This window comes from Pseudomonas lurida (assembly GCF_002563895.1).
Lineage (GTDB): Bacteria > Pseudomonadota > Gammaproteobacteria > Pseudomonadales > Pseudomonadaceae > Aquipseudomonas > Aquipseudomonas lurida.
This window is the reverse complement of sequence record NZ_PDJB01000001.1, coordinates 3,095,738-3,116,794: the sequence shown is the minus strand read 5'-3', so window position 1 is coordinate 3,116,794 and position 21,057 is coordinate 3,095,738. Positions and strand designations below refer to the sequence as shown.

Sequence of the window (21,057 nt, the reverse complement as noted above, 5' to 3'; positions counted from 1 at the left end):
GCAAGTCCTGGCTATTGGGATCCGGGTATTTGGAGGTGAAGTCACGCCCCAGGGTGTGAGAGGTGTCCTAATAGAAACTGATCTCTCCATATTCAAGGTTGTTGCGATCTTCCAGTGGAAGCTGCGCGATCAGGTGCTTGATCGAGACGCTTGTGGCGGTCTTTCGGTCCTGGATAGCCGCGTCGAATTGCTGATCAAATACCTGCCTTACACCAAACCGAGGGTTGGCGTTCAACGCTGCCAAGGGGACTCGGCTGTCAGCCGAGTAAAACGGTGCGGGATCATCCAGGTCCATCATCGCGATATCCAGCAGTGAGTGCTTGCCTGTCAGCTTGGTCTGCTGGCCGGTTCCGCCTCCGCCTTCGCTGGATATGAGCTTCTCTTCAAAGAGCGCGCCCAGGTCACCGAAGCGTTCCTTGAGTTTTTCCAGTGCGATCGCTTTGCGGGTGGGGATGTCCTTGTCCAGCGAAGCAGATGCTTCTTTGCAATCGGTTTGTTGTTGATTGAACGTCGCTCTTGTCTGCTCCACCTCGGCATGGGTGTACGCACTGTCGGGCTTGCGTGCAAACACGCCATGAGCGACGCCCCAGTCGAGCAGCGCCGATGTCTGCGCCAATGCCGTGGCCTGCGGGTTGGCCAGCGCGGTCGCTTCGGCGTTGAGCATGACCTGGGCAAATGTCATGTTCGCCACTGTCCCGGGTGAACGGGCTTCCTGAGTAGCCGCGGCAATGGAGAGACTGACCCAGGCCGGGCTGCCGTACGTGACACTGGGGGGAATGTCCTTGATCAGATACTCGGGCGCGCGCCTCATCAGTAACAGGTACGCACCCACGTGGGCCATTTCAGCGCTTGCCTTGCCGGTGGCGACCAAGTGTGCGGCCAGCCCCTGGAGTACCGCCGAAGCGGGTTTCCCCCAGTGCTGAGGCTGCCCCAGGTCAAAACCCGCCACGGTATTGCGGCGCGATGCCTTGATGCTGGCGGGGTCCAGGCTCAGGTGGATGGCCGCCAGGGCGTAGTCGCTGGCGCTCCACCCCGTGCAAATTGCGTTGAAGTCAGTTTGAAGTTGGGTCCCCAATGCCTGTCCGCGGCTTGATGTGACAAGCGTTTCCAGCGTTTTGGCGGGGTCCGGCACGGTCTCCCCGGTGAGTGGCAGGTCACGACGCAGAAAATCCAGTACGCCCTCCGGTTGGCCACTCTGCGGCGCATCATCGTGCTCGCGGACAAGGCGGGCGGCTCGCCTGAGCAACCCCGACTGGGCGTCCTCATCCAGGGGGATGGGCCAGGACAACGCGCCGCCGAAGTTGCCGAAGGGGTGAGGCAAGGCGCGCACGGTCGCAGCATCCCCAAGGGCGGTCAGTTCGAACAGGTTGCTCGGCACGCGCAAGCCGTGGGCCTCGATAAAGTGCCTCAGCGTCACGGCCGTACCGTTATCGATCGGGTAAGACGACTCAGGGTGCAAATCCATGGGCGTACTGCTCAATGCCTTCAGTATCGCCGGCGCAGCGTCAGTGATCCCGGGTCGGCTCACGATTTCCTTGAGTTTTTGCGCCAGGGTTTGCCAGTTCTGGCGGTCGCCCAGCGCAGCCTTCAGCCCCCGTTGCCCCAGTGTGACGGGGACAGTGGGCGTGCGGGTGAGGGGTAAGGCAGGCGCGCGCTCAGTGTGGATCGATACCGTTGAGCCTGCAGGGGTCGGATCGCGGGGCAGCAATGCCGGAACCATGGGTGTCGGCTGTGGCGGGGTAGAAGAGACGTGATTGAGCATAGAAGGGTACCTTCGTGAATGACATAGGTGCTTTTCCAGAGGAGGTTCCCTGTTCCCCTGCACGTCTTTGGGTGAGCCAAAAAGGTCGAGGGGTTCCTGTGCCAAATGCCCGGGTATGTAAGAAGTCAAATCAGCGGCAGGACGAAAAGCGGGCGTTCACCGCAGAATTCTCGCCTGCCGAGCAAGGACGTAATGGCTTTGAGTTAGAGAAAAATAGCGTTTGCGCGCGACTTTGGGGCAAACTCCCGGTTTTTCCACCTTTGGCCAAGGCATGCCCATGACTCCCGCGTCGTCCGTCGATGAAAACAGCTTTCGTAACCTGCTGAGCAGAAACGTGGCATTGCCCCTGGGTGTGGGCGTGCTCAGTGCTGTGTTTTTCGTCGTCTTGATCACTTATCTGTTGTCGGTCATTCAATGGGTGGAGCACACCGATCGGGTTATCAACAACCTCAATGAGTCGTCCAAGCTGACCGTCGACCTGGAAACCGGCATGCGTGGGTTCCTGATCACCGGCGACGAGCATTTCCTCGATCCTTACGAAGTGGCCAAGCCACGGATCATTGCCGACCTGCGCAACCTGCAGGAACTGGTAGCGGACAACCCGCAGCAGGTGGATCGCCTCAAGCGCTTGGAAGCCCTGCAAGTCGAGTGGAACAACTACGCCCAGTCGATGATTGATATGCAGCGCACCAGCGGCGATTACCGCAGTGCGGTCAAGGCCGGCCGCGGCAAGCGCCTGACCGACGAGATCCGCAAGGAATACGACGACGCGGTGGCGATGGAGCAGCAATTCCGCATCACCCGCAACCAGGAAGTCACCCGCACCACCGTGGTCAGCGTCACCCTGTACCTGGTCTTCGTGCTAGGCCTGAGTGGTTTCCTGGCGTATATCGGTCGTAGGAATTTAGTTGCGTTATCAGAGAGTTACAGCGCAAACCTCGCGTCGCAACAGAAGATTGCAGGCCGATTGGAACAACAAGCCTGGCTGCGCAACGGCCAGACCGAACTGGCTGAACAGGTACTCGGTCAACTCAGCCTGAACATGCTCGGGCGCAATATCCTGCAATTCTTTGCCCAGTACATGGGCTCCGCCGTTGCCGCGCTGTACGTGCGTGAAGAACACGGCGGCCTGCGGCGCGTGGCCACCTACGGCTTCTCCCGCGAGCAGGAACAGCTGGAACAAGCGATCTACAGTGACGAAGGCATTGTCGGCCAGGCGGCCCAGCTGGATCGCCTGATTCGCCTGGACGATGTGCCGGTGGACTACTTCAGGGTCAGCTCCGGCCTGGGTGAAGGGCATACCCGCAGCGTGCTGGTCATGCCCACCAGCGATGATGATCGCGTCAATGGCGTGCTCGAACTGGGCTTCCTGCGTCCGCTGCAGGAGCGCGACGAAGAGCTGCTGGAGCTCATCGCAGGCAATATCGGCACCTCCATCGAGGCGGCCCGCTATCGCCAGCGCCTGCAGGAAGTGCTGGCCGAAACCCAGCAGCTCAACGAAGAGCTGCAAGTGCAGCAGGAAGAGCTCAAGACCGCCAACGAAGAGCTGGAAGAGCAGTCGCGTATCCTCAAGGAATCCCAGGCTCACCTGGAAACCCAGCAAGCCGAGCTGGAGCAGACCAACGAACAGCTGGCCGAGCAGACGCAGACACTGGCCGAGCAACGCGACGCCATGGACCGCAAGAACATCGAGCTCAACCAGGCTCAGATCGAGCTGGAGGATCGCGCCGAAGAACTGCAGCGCTCCAGCAAGTACAAGTCCGAATTCCTCGCCAATATGTCCCACGAGCTGCGCACGCCGCTCAACAGCTCGCTGATCCTGGCCAAGTTGCTGGCTGAGAACCCCCAGGAAAACCTCAGCGCCGAACAGGTCAAGTTTGCCGAGTCGATCTATTCCGCCGGCAATGACCTGCTCAACCTGATCAATGACATCCTCGACATCTCCAAGGTGGAGGCCGGCAAGCTCGAAGTGCGCCCGGAGAACTCCAGTGTGGCGCGCCTGGTGGACGGCCTGCGCGGGATGTTCGAGCCGTTGGCGGCCGATCGCAAGCTGGGCTTCCACGTGGAAGTCCAGGAAGGTTCGCCGACCATGCTGTTTACCGACCGCCAGCGCCTGGAACAGATTCTCAAGAATCTCCTGTCCAACGCGGTCAAGTTCACCGAACAGGGCGACGTCAGCCTTAGCGTGTCCCGTGCGCCAGGGGAGGGTATTGCCTTCACGGTTCGCGACTCCGGCATCGGCATTGCCCCGGACCAGCAGGAAAGCATCTTCGAAGCCTTCCGCCAGGCCGACGGCACCACCAATCGCCGGTATGGCGGCACGGGCCTGGGCCTGTCGATCTCCCGTGACCTGGCGACCCTGCTGGGCGGCTACATCAGCGTGAGCAGTGAGCCCGGCAAGGGCAGTGTCTTCACCCTGGTACTGCCGGAACAGTATGTCGAGCGTGAAGAAAACGCCGTTCCGGTCGAACAGCCACGCCAGGTCGCCGTGGCGCCCGCGCCGGTGCCTGTCAAGGTATCGCCGCTGCCGGTGGCCGATACCAGCCAGATCCCGCGCTTTGCCGACGACCGCGACAAGGCGCCGTTCACCACACGCTGCATCCTGGTGGTGGAGGACGAGCCGAACTTCGCCCGTATCCTGTTCGACCTGGCCCATGAGCTGGGCTATCACTGCCTCGTGGCGCACGGCGCAGACGAAGGCTACAGCCTGGCCGAGGAATACGTGCCCGATGCGATCCTGCTGGACATGCGCCTGCCGGACCATTCCGGGCTGACCGTGCTGCAGCGCCTCAAAGAGCACGCCAACACGCGCCATATCCCGGTGCATGTAATCTCTGTGGAAGACCGTGTCGAAGCCGCCATGCACATGGGCGCCATCGGCTATGCGGTCAAGCCCACCACCCGCGAAGAGCTCAAGGACGTGTTTGCCCGCCTGGAAGCCAAGCTGACCCAGAAGGTCAAGCGTGTGCTGCTGGTAGAGGACGACGACCTGCAGCGCGACAGCATTGCCCGCCTGATCGGCGACGATGACATCGAGATCACCGACGTCGGTTTCGCCCAGGCCGCCCTGGACTTGCTGCGGACCAATATCTACGACTGCATGATCATCGACCTCAAGCTGCCGGACATGCTCGGCAACGAACTGCTCAAGCGCATGGCCACCGAGGATATCTGCTCGTTCCCGCCCGTTATCGTCTACACCGGTCGCAACCTGACCCGCGATGAAGAGGCCGAGCTGCGCAAGTATTCGCGCTCTATCATCATCAAGGGCGCCCGCTCGCCGGAGCGCTTGCTGGATGAGGTCACACTCTTTCTGCACAAAGTCGAATCCCAGCTGTCCCATGACCGCCAGAAGATGCTCAAGACCGCGCGCAGCCGCGACAAGGTCTTCGAGGGGCGCAAGATCCTGCTGGTCGACGACGATGTGCGTAATATCTTCGCCCTGACCAGCGCCCTGGAGCACAAGGGTGCGGTAGTGGTCATCGGGCGTAACGGCCGTGAAGCTATCGACAAACTCAATGAAGTCGACGATATCGACCTGGTGCTGATGGACGTGATGATGCCGGAAATGGACGGTTACGAGGCCACCGCCTTGATCCGCCAGGACCCGCGCTGGAAAAAGCTGCCGATCATCGCGGTGACGGCCAAGGCCATGAAGGACGATCAGGAGCGCTGCCTCGCGGCGGGTTCCAATGATTACCTGGCCAAGCCGATTGACCTGGATCGTCTGTTCTCACTGATTCGCGTATGGCTACCGAAGATGGAACGCATTTAAGTGGAGCAATGTTTTTTGGACAAAAGCAGCGACATTGAGCTGCGCCTGTTGATCGAGGCGATTTACCTCAAGTACAGCTATGACTTCCGGGATTACTCCGGGGCGTCGGTGAAACGCCGCGTGGCCCATGCGCTGCGCCAGTTCGATTGCGCGACCATATCCGCCCTGCAGGAGCGCGTGCTGCATGACCCAGCGGCGTTCATGCAGTTGCTGCAATTCCTGACGATCCCGGTGAGCGAGATGTTTCGCGACCCGTCGCACTTCCTGGCGATCCGCCAGGAAGTGGTACCGCTGCTCAAGACCTACCCATCGATCAAGATCTGGATCGCGGGCTGCAGTACGGGCGAGGAGGTCTACTCCATGGCCATCCTGCTGCGCGAAGAAGGCCTGCTGGAGCGTACGATCATCTACGCCACTGACATCAACCCGGCGTCACTGGACAAGGCCAAGCAGGGGATTTTCTCCCTGGAGAACGTGCGGGCCTACACCGCCAATTACCAGCAAGCCGGCGGCCAACGTTCATTTGCCGATTACTACACTGCGGCATACGATTACGCGATCTTCGATAAAACGCTGCGTGAGAATGTCACCTTTGCCGACCACAGCCTGGCAACCGATAGTGTATTCTCAGAAACTCAATTAATTTCCTGTCGCAACGTCCTGATTTATTTCAATAAAAAGCTGCAAGACAGGGCGTTTGGTTTGTTCCATGAATCGCTGTGTCATCGCGGCTTCCTGGTGCTGGGCAGTAAGGAAACGCTGGATTTCTCCGCCTACGGGAAACAATTCGAAGCGTTGGTCAAACAGGAACGGATCTACCGGAAGCTATGAATCAAGCGGCTGCCAGCCCGGCATCGGTCCGGGGCATAGAAGCTATCGTCATCGGCGCATCCGCCGGTGGCGTGGAGGCGTTGCTGACGATATTCGCTCAGTTGCCCGCAGACTTCGGCTTGCCAATCATCACCGTACTGCACTTGCCGGACGAGCGTCGCAGCCAATTGGCCGAGGTGTTTGACCGGCGTGTCGCCATGCCGGTGGTTGAAGCGCGCGACAAGGAAGTGCTCAAGCCCGGCACCCTGTATTTCGCCGGCCCCGGTTATCACCTGTCGGTGGAGCATGATCGCAGCCTGTCGCTGAGCCAGGAAGACCGTGTGCACCACTCGCGGCCGGCAATTGATTTCCTGTTTGTTTCTGCCGCCGATACCTATGGCAAAGGCCTGCTTGCCATTCTGTTGACCGGTGCCAACCAGGATGGCGCCCGCGGGCTGGCCCACGTCAAGCAACAAGGCGGGACCACCGTGGTGCAAGAGCCCTCTGAAGCACGTGTTGCCGTCATGCCACGCGCAGCGCTGGCGCTGCATACACCCGACCACATTCTGACGTTGAGCCGCATTGGCTCATTGCTGGCTTCCCTGGAATATTCCCCATGTTAAGTACTGTCCAGGCCAAACTGCTGATCGTCGACGATCTGCCGGAAAACCTGCTGGCCCTCGAAGCGCTGATCAAGCGCGAGGACCGCCAGGTATTCAAGGCATTGAGCGCCGACGAGGCCTTGTCCCTGTTGCTGGAGCACGAATTCGCCATGGCGATTCTCGACGTGCAGATGCCCGGCATGAACGGGTTCGAGCTGGCCGAATTAATGCGCGGTACCGAGAAAACCAAGAACATCCCGATTGTGTTCGTCAGTGCCGCCGGCCGCGAGCTCAATTACGCCTTCAAGGGTTACGAAAGCGGTGCCGTGGACTTTCTGCACAAGCCGCTGGATATCCATGCGGTGAAGAGCAAGGTCAATGTGTTCGTCGATCTGTATCGCCAGAGCAAGGCCATGAAGCAGCAGGTCGAAGCCCTGGAGCGTAGCCGTCGCGAGCAGGAGTTGCTGCTGACGCGCCTGCAGGCTACCCAGGCTGAGCTGGAGCAGGCCGTGCGCATGCGTGACGACTTCATGTCGATCGTCGCCCATGAAGTGCGCACGCCCCTCAATGGGCTGATCCTAGAGACACAGCTGCGCAAGATGCACCTGGCCCGGGACAACGCCGCCGCATTCACCCTGGACAAGATGCACGCCATGGTCGATCGCGACGAGCGCCAGATCCAGAGCCTGATCCGTTTGATCGAAGACATGCTCGACGTGTCGCGTATCCGCACGGGCAAGCTGTCCATTCGCCCGGCGCGCTTTGACCTTACGCAACTGGTGCGCAACCTGGTGGAAAACTTCGCCCCGCAAGTGGCGGCCGCCGACTCGTCCATGCAACTGAGCGCTGAAGGGCCGGTCGAGGGCAACTGGGATGAATTCCGCATCGAGCAGGTCGTGACCAATCTGCTCACCAATGCCCTGCGCTACGGGGCCAAGAGCCCTGTGGACGTGCGCGTGTATACCGCGCATGGAGAAGCGCGGGTTGAAGTGCGTGACCGGGGGATCGGTATCAGCGAAGAGAACCAGAAGCGTATTTTCCAGCAGTTCGAGCGGGTCTCGGCCAGCCAGGTGGCGGCGGGTCTTGGCCTCGGCCTGTTTATTTCCGAGCAGATCGTCGCGGCTCATGGCGGCTCCATCGAGGTCGAAAGCCAGATAGGCGAGGGCGCCCTGTTTCGCGTGTGCCTGCCCCTGGACGCGCCGGCGTGAAATCAATCGTCACCTCGACGCAACCTCTGCATGACCCTATGGTCGTAATTGCAGCAAATGACCTGACAAAGGCTTCCCATGAGTGAAGATGCACAAGACGTCGTACTGATCGTCGAAGACGACGAATCCATTATGTTTGTGCTGGGTGAATACCTGGCCGGGCTGGGCTACCGGGTGTTGAAGGCAATCGATGGCGAGCAGGCCTTCGAAATCCTCGCCACCAAGCCGCACCTGGACCTGATGGTCACTGACTACCGCCTGCCGGGCGGGATCTCCGGCGTGCAGATCGCCGAACCGGCGATCAAGTTGCGCCCCGAGTTGAAGGTCATCTTTATCAGTGGTTATCCGCAGGAAATCCTCGACTGCAACAGCCCGATCACGCGAAACGCGCCGATCCTGGCCAAGCCGTTCGACCTGGATACGCTGCAAGAGCATATCCAGCGGTTGTTGGCGTGAAGTGAAGTTAGCGGCGGCGTCGACATACGCGCTGCCGCCGTTTCTACCTGATCAATGCGTCAGGCCCTGTACGTTAGCCGTGACGGTGCTCACGGGTGTGTAGACAAACTGCCAATCCTTTCCAACGGCGATCCCATCCAGAAAATTCTGCAGGCCTCTCTGACCCGCGTCATCGAGATGGAAGACCGTCATTCCACCGCTTGTCTCTATTGGCTTGCCATTCTTGATCATGGCGACGTCCAGGTCAGGGCTGTTGGTGTTGAACAGGTATAATTGATGAGTGTCGGTTTTCTGAAGGTAAACAGTGTGGCCGAACGCTCCACCCTCATTGCCATGCTTGAAGTTGAGAAACCCGGACTCCTTGATCTGCGCAGCATCGAAGGTGGTTCTGAGGTGGTCGGGTGTGATCCCCATCAACTCCAGATAACGCGGTGTATAACTGGTCGGGCCTCCATTCTTCGTAGCCGCTTTGACGGCATTGACGGCTTCAGGTGTGAGGTTATGTTCCGCCTGGGCCACATGGACCGAAGCCTGATAGCAGTTTAAACCTTGGTTGCCCGGGGCTTTTTGCAAGGTTTCCCAGCTCACCTTCAAGCGTTCATGGGACATGCTGGCAACCGCGCGCTCGTGAAGGGGGACGTCAAAGAGTGTTTTAAAGCTCCCTTCATCGATGCTAGCCAGTTTTCTCCACTCATCGTCGTGGTCAAAAATCTTGAATTCCAAGCGTTTGGGATGAGTGGCATGCGTTCTGTACTGACCCTGCAGACGTTTGTCACTGAATAGCCTGGTCAGGCCTGCCTCCATTGCCTCGGCGGTTGGAAAGAAAGCAACGCCCGCGTTGGGGTCATAGAAGTAGTATTTTTTGTGGGCGCCATCCACTACAACGCCTGCCGCCATCGCATGCCCCGGCGAGTCGATCATCACGGATTGGGTGACAGTCGAGCGCGAAAGCTCCCGGACCATGTCCTGAGGGGTCACCTGGCGCAAGACTTTCTGCGCATGAAAGGTACTTTCTCCCCCGGTAAAGGCTTGAAGGCGACTGAGGGTGCGCATGAACGCTCTGGCTTCTGCCGTATCAGGGCGGGCAGCGGCCTTGAACAGGTTATTAATCAGTGTTTTCTCTTTGCCTTGCTCGACGGCGGTAGCAAGGGCCCGTGACAGGGCCGCACACTGGCCATCAGAAAACTGCGCTGTCGAACTGAGATAAACGGTCTGCGGCAGTGGAAATACCGTTCCGAAATCAGGGTCGATAGCGTCGATAAACTGGGCCGCCGTTTTCTTCCCTTGCTTAAAGGCCAAGCTGTCGTATTGCCTGACGAGCGTCCCCATGACGCCTGCAGGGGTATCGTTGCCTTGCGCCAAAGCCATCAATTCCATCGCTGTCAGATTTTTGGTTTTGCTGATCAAGTCTTTCGGCGGATTGGTACTGTAATACGCTGCTTCAAATTCAAACTTTCCCACGCCAAATTTGGAACGTTTGACCGCCGCGTCCCATCGGGCCTTGATGGCTTTTTCACTGTCCGTTAATACCCGTTGACCCACCGCCCAGTCTCCAAAGGCGGGGGAGGTGCCCCCCATGGACGGTACGAAGTCATTGAGCGCCGTGCCGAACGCTAGGCGCGAGGCTGGATCGTAGCGGTACCATTTCCCATGCCTGAGCACTGCAGCGGCTTCCAGAGTATCTTCTGCACGCTTGTAGGTGCCCGTAGCGACGGCGTCGTAGTGTTTGCTCGCCGCCTTGAGCAGGTCATAGTGACCGGCGCCCTTGAGCGTGTTGACGGCGCTGGCGCCTGCCGACAGCGCAGGACGGGCACCGCGCTTGATCAACTGTGTGCCACCCCGGGCCAGGTCCACCCAACCCTCTACCGGGTTGAGGCTGCCAAGGGCGCCACGTCCGACGATTTTTGCCCCGCGAGTCAATCTATTCAGGGTTGATGCGCCCGCTTGAACGGCTCTGGCGCCTCTAGCGGCCGTGCCTATGCCGACGGCAAAACCGAACGCGTCGAAGGCCAAGTCAACCATGCCATCGCCAATGTTACCGGCGCGAAAGTTCTGGATCGCCGAGCGCAGGGGAATGAGGTCGAGCATGAACTCGCGGGCTTTTTTGTAGAACGGGACTTCAGTGTCAAAGGTTGTGATGCCCCTGGCCTCATCCTCGAGCGCCCGGATGCCGAGATCTTGCACCAAGGCGTCGGCAATGTACCGGGTCCTCTCGCTGGTGAAGCTGTCTGGCGTGCCCCTTGGGCGTTTTTCCCCTGCGATGTTGGATGAATAACTACCGGCAGGTTCAACGTCCAAGAGCATCTTATGGACGTAAATATCCATTAGATCGCCACGCCCTATTGGATGGTCGATTAATTCATTGCGTTTGTGAACACTGTTTGCTTTCGTGCTGATTTCATACAGGTTGACGTTGCCACCCAATTGGGCTTTAACCAATAGGCTGCCAGGTACTTTCCACGCTTCGCTAGGTCTCGCGCGATAGTGAATGCTCGGTAGCCTGTGTTCCTTGAGCAGGGTGATTTTCCCGTACTCAAGGTTTTTTCTATCCTCAAGCGGCAGCGCTGCTATCAGGTGCTTGACTTGCGTGCCCGCCGACTGCTCCGCCGAGGAAAAATACGTGTAGAGCTGGGTGTGAAACATCTCGTTCACATCTGGGAGTTTGCCTGCGTTGGCGGCTATACGCCTGATGTCCACCTCGGCGGACGACGACGTCCATTGTGTTCCTCTGAGTTCACCCTTCAGGTAAAGATCCAACACCGAGTACGGTCCGGGAAAGTCGCGATTCTCAACGAAGGGTGTCAGGCACTTATTCTCGAACGGCAGATTTCCAAAGGCATCCTTGAGCGCTTCGAGCGCCATCTTCTGGCGCTCGGGCATCGCTGTCGACTGCACCTGCGAGGCCTCGCGCAGCGCCGACACCTGAGCGTTGAATGCACTGAAGACACGCCGCATCTGCGCGTCTGTGTAGGCGTCCAGCGTATCAAGCGGGATGATGCCCTGGGCAACCCCCCAGTCTTTGAGCGCATCCTGTTGAGCGCTTTGCTCCACCTGCCGCGCCTGTTCGGTCACGGGGGCCAGTTCAGACCGTCGCATGATGTCTGCGTAGTTCATGTGCGCAGTGGCACCCGGCGCCTGGCTCTCCAGGCACGCCACCGCAGTGCACAAGCTCACCCAGCTATGGGACCCGTAGGTGATTCTTTCGGGCATATCCTTGACCAGGAAGGCTGGCGCCCTGCGAGACAACAGTACATGGGCCGCAATAGGTGCGAGCTCGGCGCTGGCGCGGCCTTTTGCAATCAGGTGGCTGACCAGGCCTGCCACCACGACGGAGGGATGCTGGCCCCAGTGTTCGTAACGGGCCATATCAAACCCGGCGATGCCGGTCCTGGCGGGAGCGGAGGTGTTTGCGGCTTCGGATTCCTTATCAAGCGTGGCGCCCAAGGCGCCCAAGGTCCAGTCGTTGTTGCTCTGCGAAGTCGATACGCCATCGAACTTTTCCTGCAGTGCCTTACCCAGTGCCTGGGCCTTCGGTGTAGCAAGCAAGGTTTGAATAAACCGAGTCGGATCATGCAGTTCGTGTGGCGCGAACGACTGGTTGTGTGTCAGGTATCCCAGCACACCTTTGTTTTCGTCATAATGTTGCAGCTCACCCAGACCCACGGTGTTTTGGCGCAAGGCATTTCTCACGTTGTACCGATCGTCATCATTCAGTGGGACAGGCCAGGACAACGCTCCGCCTAGGTTTCCGTGAGGAAGCAGTGAAAGTGGCGGGGTAGTCAGAATGCGGCCGAGGTTGAATAATTCATCGCGGCGCCTGGGCACCTCCCAGCCGTTGTCGCTGATGTAGGTGTGGAGGCTGACCGTTGGGCGTGTTTGCAACCGCTGGAAGGGCGAATCGGCATGCAGTGGGAGGCTGACGCTGCCCATTTTCTCGCGGATAAGTTGCTCTATCTTCTCTTCAACGTACGACGGTGACAGGTACAGGCTGTCAAGGGGGTCCTTTGTCGTGCGGTAGACGAGCCCCTCGGACAACTCGTCGACCGCCAGGACGATATCGATCAGCGCCAACGCGGCGGTGGTTTGGTCGTGGATAGTGGCCAGCTTGGCCTTTGCATCCTGCAGAGCCTCGTCGGATCGCTCAGGCGCACGTGAGCTGGGGCCGAAGGCCTTGGCGCGTTCGAGTTCGGTGGCACGCGCCTCGGCAGATTCCCTGGTTTGCCCGATGATGGGCTCGCCATAAAAGCCCGCGACCGCCTGGTAAGGCGCCCATGTCGTGTTTGACGCGCCATAGATATAGCCAGACCCAGAGCCAGTGGTCAGCGCTTTGGCCGCCTGCATGATGGGCGCCATCATCGAGGTCCAGGCGTGGCCATGGTCGAAGCCCGAAAATGTCTTGCGCTGACCGTCGACCATGGCGGTGATGTAGTTTTCGCTGGGGTTGATCTCTATCGCTTTAGACCGATCAATCTTCTGGTCAGCCGCCCACCTGACGAAATGTGGATTGTTCATCACACCGTGCAGGTGTGACCACCACTGGCCGAAGGCAGAAGCAGGGGGGATGTGGTCGATATCACCCAGTCGACCGGTACGGGCTCCCAGGTGCAGCGCTTGCGCTACAAGGCCGGCCAACTCACTGTCGCCTTTGGCCCGCGCGTCGCCATCCGAGGGCTCTGGCCTGATGACAGTGCTGCTGTCGTGCTCCGCGGATTGTGTTCGGTTGACGATCGGGGTTTTGAATTCGGCGGTCAGCGGCAGTTGACGCCGGGCGGTGACGTGGCTGGAAGGAATCATGGTTGAACGGACTCGTAAGGTAATTTCAGGCTAACCTCAGCGAATTTTCATGCGCGTCGGTGTAAACCTTCGTGTCCCCCCGGGGTGTTACGGTTCCAGTCCCCCCAGCTGTTCAATATGTCAGCGCTTTTCGGCAGCTAGCTCACGCGTGAATCATCTCCCGCACCTTCGCCGTCAACAGATCAAACGTAAACGGCTTGGTGATCAACTGCATGCCGGGGTCCAGGAAACCACCCCGTACTGCCGCGTGTTCGGCATACCCGGTGATAAACAACACCTTGAGCCCGGGCCGGATCTTGCGACCGATTTCCGCCATCTGCCGTCCGTTCATGCCCGGCAGGCCGACGTCACTGATCAACAGGTCAATGCGCTGCTCGGACTCAAGGATGGGCAACGCCGTGTCGGCATCACCGGCTTCGACAAACGCATAACCCAACTCTTTGAGCACGGCACAGACCAGCACCCGCACCGCCGGGTCATCCTCGACGATCAATATGGTTTCACCCACATTGGCGACGGACAGCAATGTCGGGTTGAGCGGCTCCTGGGTGTGCAGTTCGCCAACAAAGCGTGGCAGGAACAGGCTGACCGTGGTGCCTATGCCGACTTCACTGTGGATGGTGACATGCCCGTGGGACTGGCGCGCGAAGCCATAAATCATCGACAGCCCCAGGCCGGTGCCCTGGCCGATGGGCTTGGTGGTGAAAAACGGGTCAAACACGCGCGTTAGCAAGTGTTCGGGAATACCGCAGCCGGTATCGCTGACGCTCAGTTCGACGTAATCGCCTGGCGTCAACGTGCCATAGGCTGCGGTAAACACACTGTCGAGGTGGCGGTTGCTGGTTTCGACCACCAGCTTGCCGCCGCCGGGCATGGCATCGCGCGCATTGATCACCAGGTTGAGCAGGGCGCTTTCCAGTTGGTTGGGGTCGGCTTCGGCGGTCCACAGTCCAGCGGCCAGGCGCATATCCAGGGCGATGCTTTCATTGATGCTGCGTTGCAACAGCTCGCCCATGGAGGTGACCAGCTGGTTGATCTCAACGGGCTTGGAATCCAGTGACTGGCGACGGGAGAAGGCCAGCAAGCGGTGCGTCAGGCCAGCGGCGCGGTTGGCCGACGTCACACCCAGGTCGATCAGGCCGTCGAGATCGTCCAGTTTGCCGCGAGCAACACGCCTTCGCAGTAACTCCAGGCTGCCGATGATGCCGGTCAGCATGTTGTTGAAGTCATGGGCGATGCCGCCGGTCAACTGCCCGACCGCCTCCATTTTCTGCGACTGGCGCAACGCCTCTTCATTAGTACGCAGTTGGGCAGTGCGCTCCTCGACTTGCTGTTCAAGTGTTTCCAGCGTGCGTTGCAGGCGCAGCTCGCTTTCGCTGAGATCGATCAGCCGGTCACGGGCATCGTATTGCCGCCGGCGCCCACGCAACGCGGCGCTTACCAGGCTGATCAACGTGATCGGGTGGAAGGGCCGCTCCAGGAAGGTCACGTTGCCCAGCAAGCCACTGAGGTGGGAGGAACCATTCTGTTCACTGCCGCCGTGGTGAGTCATCAATACGATGGGCAGGTCCGACCAGGCCGGCTGCTGGTGCAGGTGCTCCAGCAGCGGCTCAAGGTCGACACCGCGCAGGGCCTCGGCCGCAATCACCAGCAGGCCCGCGCCCTCTTCAAGCGCGTCGCAGAGCATCGCCAGGTTGCTGGCGATCATGCCGGTGTAGCCGGCCTCATTGAGCATCGCCAGCGCCAATGAGCCGTCACGGCCCAAGGGCGCCAGGATGATTGCACGCTCGGAGACGGGGGATAGGGCAGTCACTATCCCTCTTCCTTGAGCAGAGGCGAGCCGGTGCCGGTGAACGTTGGAATACCGCGCAATACGCCCTGGAAGTTATCCAGGGGTTCGCCGACCGTCAGGCCGCGGTTGCCGATGCGGTATTCACGAATGGTCGATTCATGCATGCCCGTGCGTTTCTTGATGATCGAAATGGCACGGCGTACCTTGCCCAGCGCCTCGAAGTAACGCAGCAGAATCACAGTGTCGGCCAGGTAGGTGATGTCCACCGGCGCCTGCATGTCACCGACCAGGCCGTGCTGGGCGACTGTCATGAAGGTCGCGGCGCCGCGACGGTTCAGGTACAGCAACAGTTCGTGCATGTGCAGGATCAGCGCGTTTTCTTCCGGCATGGCAGCCTGGTAGCCGTTGATGCTGTCGATGACCACGGTCTTGATGCCACGCTCGTCCACGCAACGGCGCACCCGGTGGGAGAACTCGCCCGGGGTCAACTCGGCAGCGTCCACCTGCTCGATCAGCAGATTGCCGGTGGCCTGCAGGGCCGCGAGGTCGATGCCCATGTTTTTCATGCGCTCGAACAGCAGGCCCAGCTCTTCATCAAAGATAAACAGCGCGGCTTTCTCGCCACGGGCCACGGCGGCCGCGGCAAAGATCATCGAGATCAGCGACTTACCGGTACCCGCCGGGCCGAGGATCAAGCTGCTGGAGCCGGTCTCGACACCGCCGCCCATCAATGAATCGAGTTCGGCGATGCCACTGCTCAATGTCTCACGCACGTAGCCGCCGCGATGTTCGGCCGCGACCAGCCGCGGGAACACATGGATGCCGTCGGCCATGATGGTGAAGTCGTGAAAGCCGCCGCGGTACTTTTGCCCGCGGTATTTCACCACCCGAACGCGGCGGCGCTCGGCGCCGTAGTTGGGGGTCAGCTCTTCCAGGCGGATCACCCCGTGGGCGACGCTGTGCACGGTTTTGTCGAGGGATTCGGTGGTCAGGTCGTCCAGCAGCAGCACGGTGGCGTCGTAGCGCACAAAGTAATGCTTGATCGCCAGGATTTGCCGGCGATAGCGCAGGGAGCTCTGGGCGAGCAAGCGGATCTCGGAAAGGCTATCGACCACCACGCGGGTCGGCTTGACCCGTTCGACCACCTCGAAGATCTGCCGGGTGGCTTCACCCAGTTCCAGGTCGGAGGAGTACAGCAGGCTCTGCTGGTGCTCGGCGTTGAGCAGGCTCTCCGGTGGGGTCAGTTCAAAGATATGGATATTGTCATCCAGGTCCCAGCCGTGGGATTCGGCGCCCTGGCGCAACTCACGCTCCGTCTCGGACAGCGTGATGTACAGGCATGTCTCACCGTTCTTGGCGCCAGCTTGCAGGAAGTGCAGCGCGACGGTGGTCTTGCCGGTGCCGGGTTCGCCTTCCAGTAGGAACAGGTGGCTGCGCGATAGCCCCCCGGCAAGAATGTCATCAAGACCTTCGATGCCGGTGGCCGCCTTTTCACTGAACAGCTCTTTGGATGTAGACAAGAAGTGCCCTCAGGTCACGTACAAGTAGAGGGACGCGCCACCTCAGGCGCGCCATAAACTCTTGACCGTGCTGGCCTGTGGCGGTTCAACACTTCGTAATATTTGTATCGACGTGAGCGGCGTCAAAGGCCTTGCTGCAAGGCGGGATCGTCCGGATTCTGCTGTTCGAGTTGCGCCAGCAGCACCTGTACGTTCTGCAATTGGCCACTCTCTTTCCAATAATTGACGAGCAGTACCCGCGCTTTGCGATTGGCCGGATGGCGCTGGATGATTTCTTCCAGTTGGCGCTGGGCCGCTTCCAATTCCTGCTGGGCGTGCAGGGTGGTGGCCAGGTCGTAGCGATAATCCTGATTGTCCGGCTCCAGCTCTACCGCCTTGGACAGGCCAAGCAGCGCATAGGTGCGTTCGCCATGGTGCAACAGCCACAGGCCCAGGGCGTGTTGCAGGTAGGCCGATTCGGGATGCGCCGCCAGTTGGCGCGCCAGCAACTGGCGTGATTCGTCAGTCTTGCCTTGTTTGTCCAGCAGTTCGATCTGCGCGACGACGGCCTGCAGATTGTCCGGTTGCAGGCGCATGGCCTGTTCCAAGGCGTTTTGCGCGTCCGGCAACAGGGCACTGTGGATGTAGAGGCGCGCCAGTTGGATCCAGCTTTCTGCGGTTTCGGGCTGGGCCTTGAGCGTTTTCATGAACTCGTCCAGCACCTGCTGCAAGGGCCCGAAGTACAGGCCCAAGGTGTCGGGCGACAACCCAAGCAACGCATTCGCGGCGGCAAACCGCACCTCCTGCTCGGGGTCATCCAGCACGGGGCCGAGCAGCAACGTGCGCTGGCCGGTCGGCACCAGGCCGACAATGCTGTGGATGGCGGCCTCGCGGACCAGCGGTGAATCGCTGCTCAGGTCTTTGTCCGCGAGCTTCAAGGCTTGGGGGCTGGGGTAGTTGGGCAGTTCGGCATGCAGTGCGGCCCGGCGCTCGGGCGTCAAGTCCGGCCGCCCCAGTTGCTGGTACAACACGCGCGCCGCGCCGGGCTCGCCGTTATGCGCCTGTTTCAGGGCCTTGGCGTAGCCATGGGCGATGGCGGGCGGCACGGCCACCGGTGTGGAACGGGAGAAATACCAGGTGATCAGCACAATCAACAACAGGGCGCACAGGCCGATGATGGAGTAACGGCGTGACTTTGACATGCAGGCGTCCGAAAGCTTGGGCAGCTAGTACAAAGCCGTCAGCTTCGGCCAGACCACGGCAGGTGTCAAACCCGTGTCAGGTCAGCACGTATTCCACCGGTTCCAGGGGCGGCGGCAGATCGGTTTCGCCGAGGGCAGCCAAGACTTCGCGCTCAAGGGTACGCAGGATCGCATTGCAGGGCAGGTCGTTCTCGTCAAAGCCGAACGGGTCCTCTAGGTCATCGCCAATTTCATCGAGGCCAAAGAACGTGTAGCTGACGATGGCGGTGAACACCGGCGTCAACCAGCCCAGCGGCTCGGCCATCGCAAACGGCAAGAGGATGCAGAACAGGTAAATGGTGCGATGCAGCAGCAGGGTGTAGGGGAAGGGCAGTGGCGTGCTCTTGATGCGTTCGCAGGACGCCTGCACTTGGCTGAGACTGACCAACCGGGTTTCCAGCTGGGTGTAGCGCCATTCGCTGATCACGCCTCGCTCGGCCAGCTCGGACAACCTCGCGCCCAGCTGTTGCAGCAGGCTGTCGGGGAGGTTGGGGTGGTGGGGCGCGACCTTGCCCCAAGGCTGTATGGCCAGGGCCTCATCTTCGTGGCGCAGGCGCGCGATCAAGCCATGGGCAAAGCCACACACGTTGCGCAGCAAGCCAGCGCGTTCGGCCGGGTCACTGAGCACCTGGGTTTCGCGAATCAACGAGCGCACATCGATGATCATCTGCCCCAGTTGCTTGCGGCCTTCCCACCAGCGGTCATAGCAGGCGTTGTTGCGAAAGCTCATGAAGATCGACAGCGACAGCCCGAGCAGGGTGAACGGCGTCGCGTTGACCTTGGAGAAATACGCCGGGTGCAGGGTTTCCACCAGCACAATGACCGAGGCCAGCAAGGTCACCAACAGGCTGCGCAAGGCAATGCGCTTGGCAATCGACCCCTTGAGGGAAAACAGGATGCCCAGGAGGTTGGGTTTGGGGCGGACTATCATCGATGCAGGCTTCTTTTCGTGGAGCAGATGGGGTGGCGCAGGCCTACAGGTTAGAAGCCTGATCCCTGGCCGTCCAATCGCTTGGGCTGACCGGTTGATCGGCGAGGTCGATGACTGGCCAAAACAGTCAGGCAGGTTGAAGGCTTTGACCATTGCCGCGCGTGCGCTGCGGGGCGACTATTTCGACGATTCGGACCGTTCAAGGAAACAACAATGCAGATTGAAAACAAGATCTTCCTGGTCAGCGGCGGTGCCTCGGGCCTCGGCGCGGCGACTGCCGAGATGCTGGTCGCCGCCGGTGCCAAGGTCATGCTGGTGGACCTGAATGCCGACGCCGTGGCAGCCAAGGCCAAGCAGCTCGGTGATAATGCCCGCAGCGCTGTCGCGGATATCAGCCAGGAAGCGGCCGCCGAAGCCGCCGTGCAGGCCACGGTCGCAGCGTTTGGTGGCCTGCACGGGCTGGTGAACTGCGCTGGCGTGGTGCGTGGCGAAAAAATTCTCGGCAAGAACGGCCCACACGGCCTGGCCAGCTTTGCCAAGGTGATCAACGTCAACCTGATCGGTAGCTTCAACCTGTTACGCCTGGCCGCCGCCGCCATCGCTGAAACCGAGGCGAATGCCGATGGCGAGCGCGGTGTGATCATCAACACCGCCTCCGTGGCCGCATTTGACGGGCAAATCGGCCAGGCTGCGTATTCCGCGTCCAAGGGTGCCATCGCCAGCCTGACATTGCCGGCTGCACGTGAACTGGCGCGCTTTGGTATTCGCGTGATGACCATTGCCCCCGGCATCTTCGAAACACCGATGATGGCCGGCATGACCCCGGAAGTACGCGACTCCCTGGCAGCCGGCGTGCCATTTCCACCACGGCTGGGCAAACCCGCCGAATACGCCGCGCTGGTGCGGCACATTATTGAAAACAGCATGCTCAATGGTGAGGTGATCCGTCTCGACGGCGCCTTGCGCATGGCGGCCAAATAAGGAGCAATCTCCATGACCGACCCTATCGTTATTGTCAGCGCCGTGCGCACGCCCATGGGCGGCTTCCAGGGCGACCTCAAGGGCCTGACTGCGCCGCAGCTGGGTTCCGCTGCGATTCGCGCCGCCGTCGAGCGTGCCGGTATCGCCCCCGATGCCGTGGATGAAGTGCTGTTTGGCTGTGTATTGCCCGCAGGCCTCGGCCAGGCACCGGCGCGTCAGGCTGCCTTGGGCGCCGGGCTGGACAAGGCCACGCGTTGCACCACCCTCAACAAGATGTGCGGCTCGGGCATGGAAGCGGCAATCCTGGCCCATGACTCGCTATTGGCCGGCAGCGTCGACGTGGTCATCGCCGGGGGCATGGAGAGCATGTCCAACGCGCCGTACCTGCTCGACCGCGCGCGTAGCGGCTACCGCATGGGGCACGGCAAGGTGCTTGATCACATGTTTCTCGATGGCCTGGAAGACGCCTACGACAAAGGCCGCCTGATGGGCACCTTCGCCGAAGACTGTGCCCTGCACAACGGCTTCACCCGCGAGGCCCAGGACGCGTTTGCCATCGCTTCGCTGACCCGTGCGCAAGAAGCCATTACCCATGGCAGCTTCGCCGCTGAAATCGTCCCGGTGCAGGTCACCGTGGGCAAAGAACAGAAAACCATCTTGCATGATGAACAGCCGCCCAAGGCCAAGATCGACAAGATCGGCAGCCTGAAGCCGGCTTTCCGTGAAGGCGGCACCGTGACGGCGGCCAACTCCAGCTCGATTTCCGATGGGGCAGCGGCCTTGTTGCTGATGCGTCAGTCCGAGGCGCACAAGCGCGGCCTCAAGCCCTTGGCGGTTATCCATGGCCATGCGGCATTTGCCGATGAACCGGGGCTGTTTCCCGTGGCGCCGGTGGGGGCGATCCGCAAGCTGATGACCAAGACCGGCTGGAGCCTGGACGCGGTCGATCTGTTCGAGATCAACGAAGCCTTTGCCGTGGTCAGCCTGGTCACCATGAGCAAGCTGGAGATCCCCCACGCCAAGGTCAATATTCATGGCGGCGCCTGCGCCCTGGGCCATCCGATCGGTGCATCCGGTGCACGGATCCTGGTGACCCTGCTCTCGGCCCTGCGCCAGAAAGGTCTCAAGCGTGGGGTCGCCGCGATTTGCATCGGCGGTGGCGAAGCCACGGCGATGGCCGTCGAATGCCTGTATTAAGGAGTCCAG

At 60.5% G+C, this 21,057-nt stretch carries 13 protein-coding genes; 7 read left to right on the top strand and 6 right to left on the bottom strand.

The genetic code is table 11. The features are described 5' to 3' along the window. Nucleotides 1-67: 67 nt before the first annotated feature. A complete protein-coding gene (locus ATH90_RS13925; RefSeq protein ID WP_141537482.1) occupies nucleotides 68-1,762 on the bottom strand; it encodes a hypothetical protein in 1,695 nt (564 codons plus the stop codon). 277 nt (nucleotides 1,763-2,039) lie between these two features. Between ATH90_RS13925 and ATH90_RS13920 the strand changes: the two genes are divergently transcribed. From ATH90_RS13920 to ATH90_RS13900, 5 genes are all read left to right on the top strand, one after another. Continuing rightward, nucleotides 2,040-5,537 (top strand): response regulator, encoded by a 3,498-nt coding sequence (locus tag ATH90_RS13920; protein ID WP_098466526.1) that lies wholly within the window; start codon nucleotides 2,040-2,042, stop codon nucleotides 5,535-5,537. Continuing rightward, nucleotides 5,538-6,368 carry a CheR family methyltransferase gene (locus ATH90_RS13915; RefSeq protein ID WP_371919443.1) on the top strand — a complete coding sequence of 277 codons (831 nt, stop codon included), beginning with the start codon at nucleotides 5,538-5,540 and terminating at the stop codon, nucleotides 6,366-6,368. It abuts the gene before it with no gap. Then, nucleotides 6,365-6,970, top strand: a complete 606-nt coding sequence (locus ATH90_RS13910) for a chemotaxis protein CheB (RefSeq protein WP_034105217.1) — start codon at nucleotides 6,365-6,367, stop codon at nucleotides 6,968-6,970. The genes ATH90_RS13915 and ATH90_RS13910 overlap by 4 nt, the downstream gene beginning before the upstream one ends. Continuing rightward, nucleotides 6,964-8,157: a hybrid sensor histidine kinase/response regulator gene (locus ATH90_RS13905; RefSeq protein WP_034105219.1), complete on the top strand. Its 1,194-nt coding sequence runs from the start codon at nucleotides 6,964-6,966 to the stop codon at nucleotides 8,155-8,157. The genes ATH90_RS13910 and ATH90_RS13905 overlap by 7 nt, the downstream gene beginning before the upstream one ends. A 78-nt stretch (nucleotides 8,158-8,235) precedes the next feature. Continuing rightward, entirely contained in the window at nucleotides 8,236-8,613 is a 378-nt protein-coding gene (locus ATH90_RS13900) for a response regulator (RefSeq protein ID WP_003217591.1), read from the top strand. Between the two features lie 51 nt (nucleotides 8,614-8,664). Here ATH90_RS13900 and ATH90_RS13895 read toward each other — a convergent pair whose 3' ends face one another. The 5 genes from ATH90_RS13895 to ATH90_RS13875 form a co-directional block, all read right to left on the bottom strand. Beyond that, nucleotides 8,665-13,407, bottom strand: a complete 4,743-nt coding sequence (locus tag ATH90_RS13895; protein WP_098466525.1) for a DUF8038 domain-containing protein — start codon at nucleotides 13,405-13,407, stop codon at nucleotides 8,665-8,667. Nucleotides 13,408-13,549: 142 nt separating this feature from the next. After that, complete coding sequence (locus tag ATH90_RS13890) at nucleotides 13,550-15,220, bottom strand: ATP-binding protein (protein ID WP_098466524.1); 1,671 nt, start codon at nucleotides 15,218-15,220, stop codon at nucleotides 13,550-13,552. Further along, the gene (locus tag ATH90_RS13885) at nucleotides 15,220-16,719 is read right to left on the bottom strand and encodes an ATPase domain-containing protein (protein ID WP_034105227.1); all 1,500 of its coding nucleotides are present in this window, start codon (nucleotides 16,717-16,719) and stop codon (nucleotides 15,220-15,222) included. The genes ATH90_RS13890 and ATH90_RS13885 overlap by 1 nt, the downstream gene beginning before the upstream one ends. A 122-nt stretch (nucleotides 16,720-16,841) precedes the next feature. Next, the gene (locus tag ATH90_RS13880; protein WP_098466523.1) at nucleotides 16,842-17,900 is read right to left on the bottom strand and encodes a HEAT repeat domain-containing protein; all 1,059 of its coding nucleotides are present in this window, start codon (nucleotides 17,898-17,900) and stop codon (nucleotides 16,842-16,844) included. 76 nt (nucleotides 17,901-17,976) lie between these two features. Continuing rightward, nucleotides 17,977-18,870, bottom strand: a complete 894-nt coding sequence (locus ATH90_RS13875) for a bestrophin family protein (protein WP_034105231.1) — start codon at nucleotides 18,868-18,870, stop codon at nucleotides 17,977-17,979. Nucleotides 18,871-19,083: 213 nt separating this feature from the next. On the opposite strand from ATH90_RS13875, the gene ATH90_RS13870 reads away from it, so the two are divergent. Together ATH90_RS13870 and ATH90_RS13865 are read left to right on the top strand one after the other, a co-directional pair. Continuing rightward, on the top strand, nucleotides 19,084-19,851 hold the full coding sequence (locus ATH90_RS13870) for an SDR family NAD(P)-dependent oxidoreductase (protein ID WP_098466522.1): 768 nt from the start codon (nucleotides 19,084-19,086) through the stop codon (nucleotides 19,849-19,851). Nucleotides 19,852-19,863: 12 nt separating this feature from the next. Continuing rightward, complete coding sequence (locus tag ATH90_RS13865) at nucleotides 19,864-21,048, top strand: acetyl-CoA C-acyltransferase (RefSeq protein ID WP_098466521.1); 1,185 nt, start codon at nucleotides 19,864-19,866, stop codon at nucleotides 21,046-21,048. Nucleotides 21,049-21,057: the final 9 nt, after the last annotated feature.

What these genes read in the sequence shown, in the direction of transcription:
- ATH90_RS13920 (WP_098466526.1), top strand. Translation starts at nt 2,040, where the DNA reads ATGACTCCCGCGTCGTCCGTCGATGAAAACAGCTTTCGTAACCTGCTG.
- ATH90_RS13910 (WP_034105217.1), top strand. Translation starts at nt 6,365, where the DNA reads ATGAATCAAGCGGCTGCCAGCCCGGCATCGGTCCGGGGCATAGAAGCT.
- ATH90_RS13895 (WP_098466525.1), bottom strand. Translation starts at nt 13,407, where the DNA reads ATGATTCCTTCCAGCCACGTCACCGCCCGGCGTCAACTGCCGCTGACC.
- ATH90_RS13870 (WP_098466522.1), top strand. Translation starts at nt 19,084, where the DNA reads ATGCAGATTGAAAACAAGATCTTCCTGGTCAGCGGCGGTGCCTCGGGC.
- ATH90_RS13925 (WP_141537482.1), bottom strand. Translation starts at nt 1,762, where the DNA reads ATGCTCAATCACGTCTCTTCTACCCCGCCACAGCCGACACCCATGGTT.
- ATH90_RS13875 (WP_034105231.1), bottom strand. Translation starts at nt 18,870, where the DNA reads ATGATAGTCCGCCCCAAACCCAACCTCCTGGGCATCCTGTTTTCCCTC.
- ATH90_RS13865 (WP_098466521.1), top strand. Translation starts at nt 19,864, where the DNA reads ATGACCGACCCTATCGTTATTGTCAGCGCCGTGCGCACGCCCATGGGC.
- ATH90_RS13900 (WP_003217591.1), top strand. Translation starts at nt 8,236, where the DNA reads ATGAGTGAAGATGCACAAGACGTCGTACTGATCGTCGAAGACGACGAA.
- ATH90_RS13905 (WP_034105219.1), top strand. Translation starts at nt 6,964, where the DNA reads ATGTTAAGTACTGTCCAGGCCAAACTGCTGATCGTCGACGATCTGCCG.
- ATH90_RS13880 (WP_098466523.1), bottom strand. Translation starts at nt 17,900, where the DNA reads ATGTCAAAGTCACGCCGTTACTCCATCATCGGCCTGTGCGCCCTGTTG.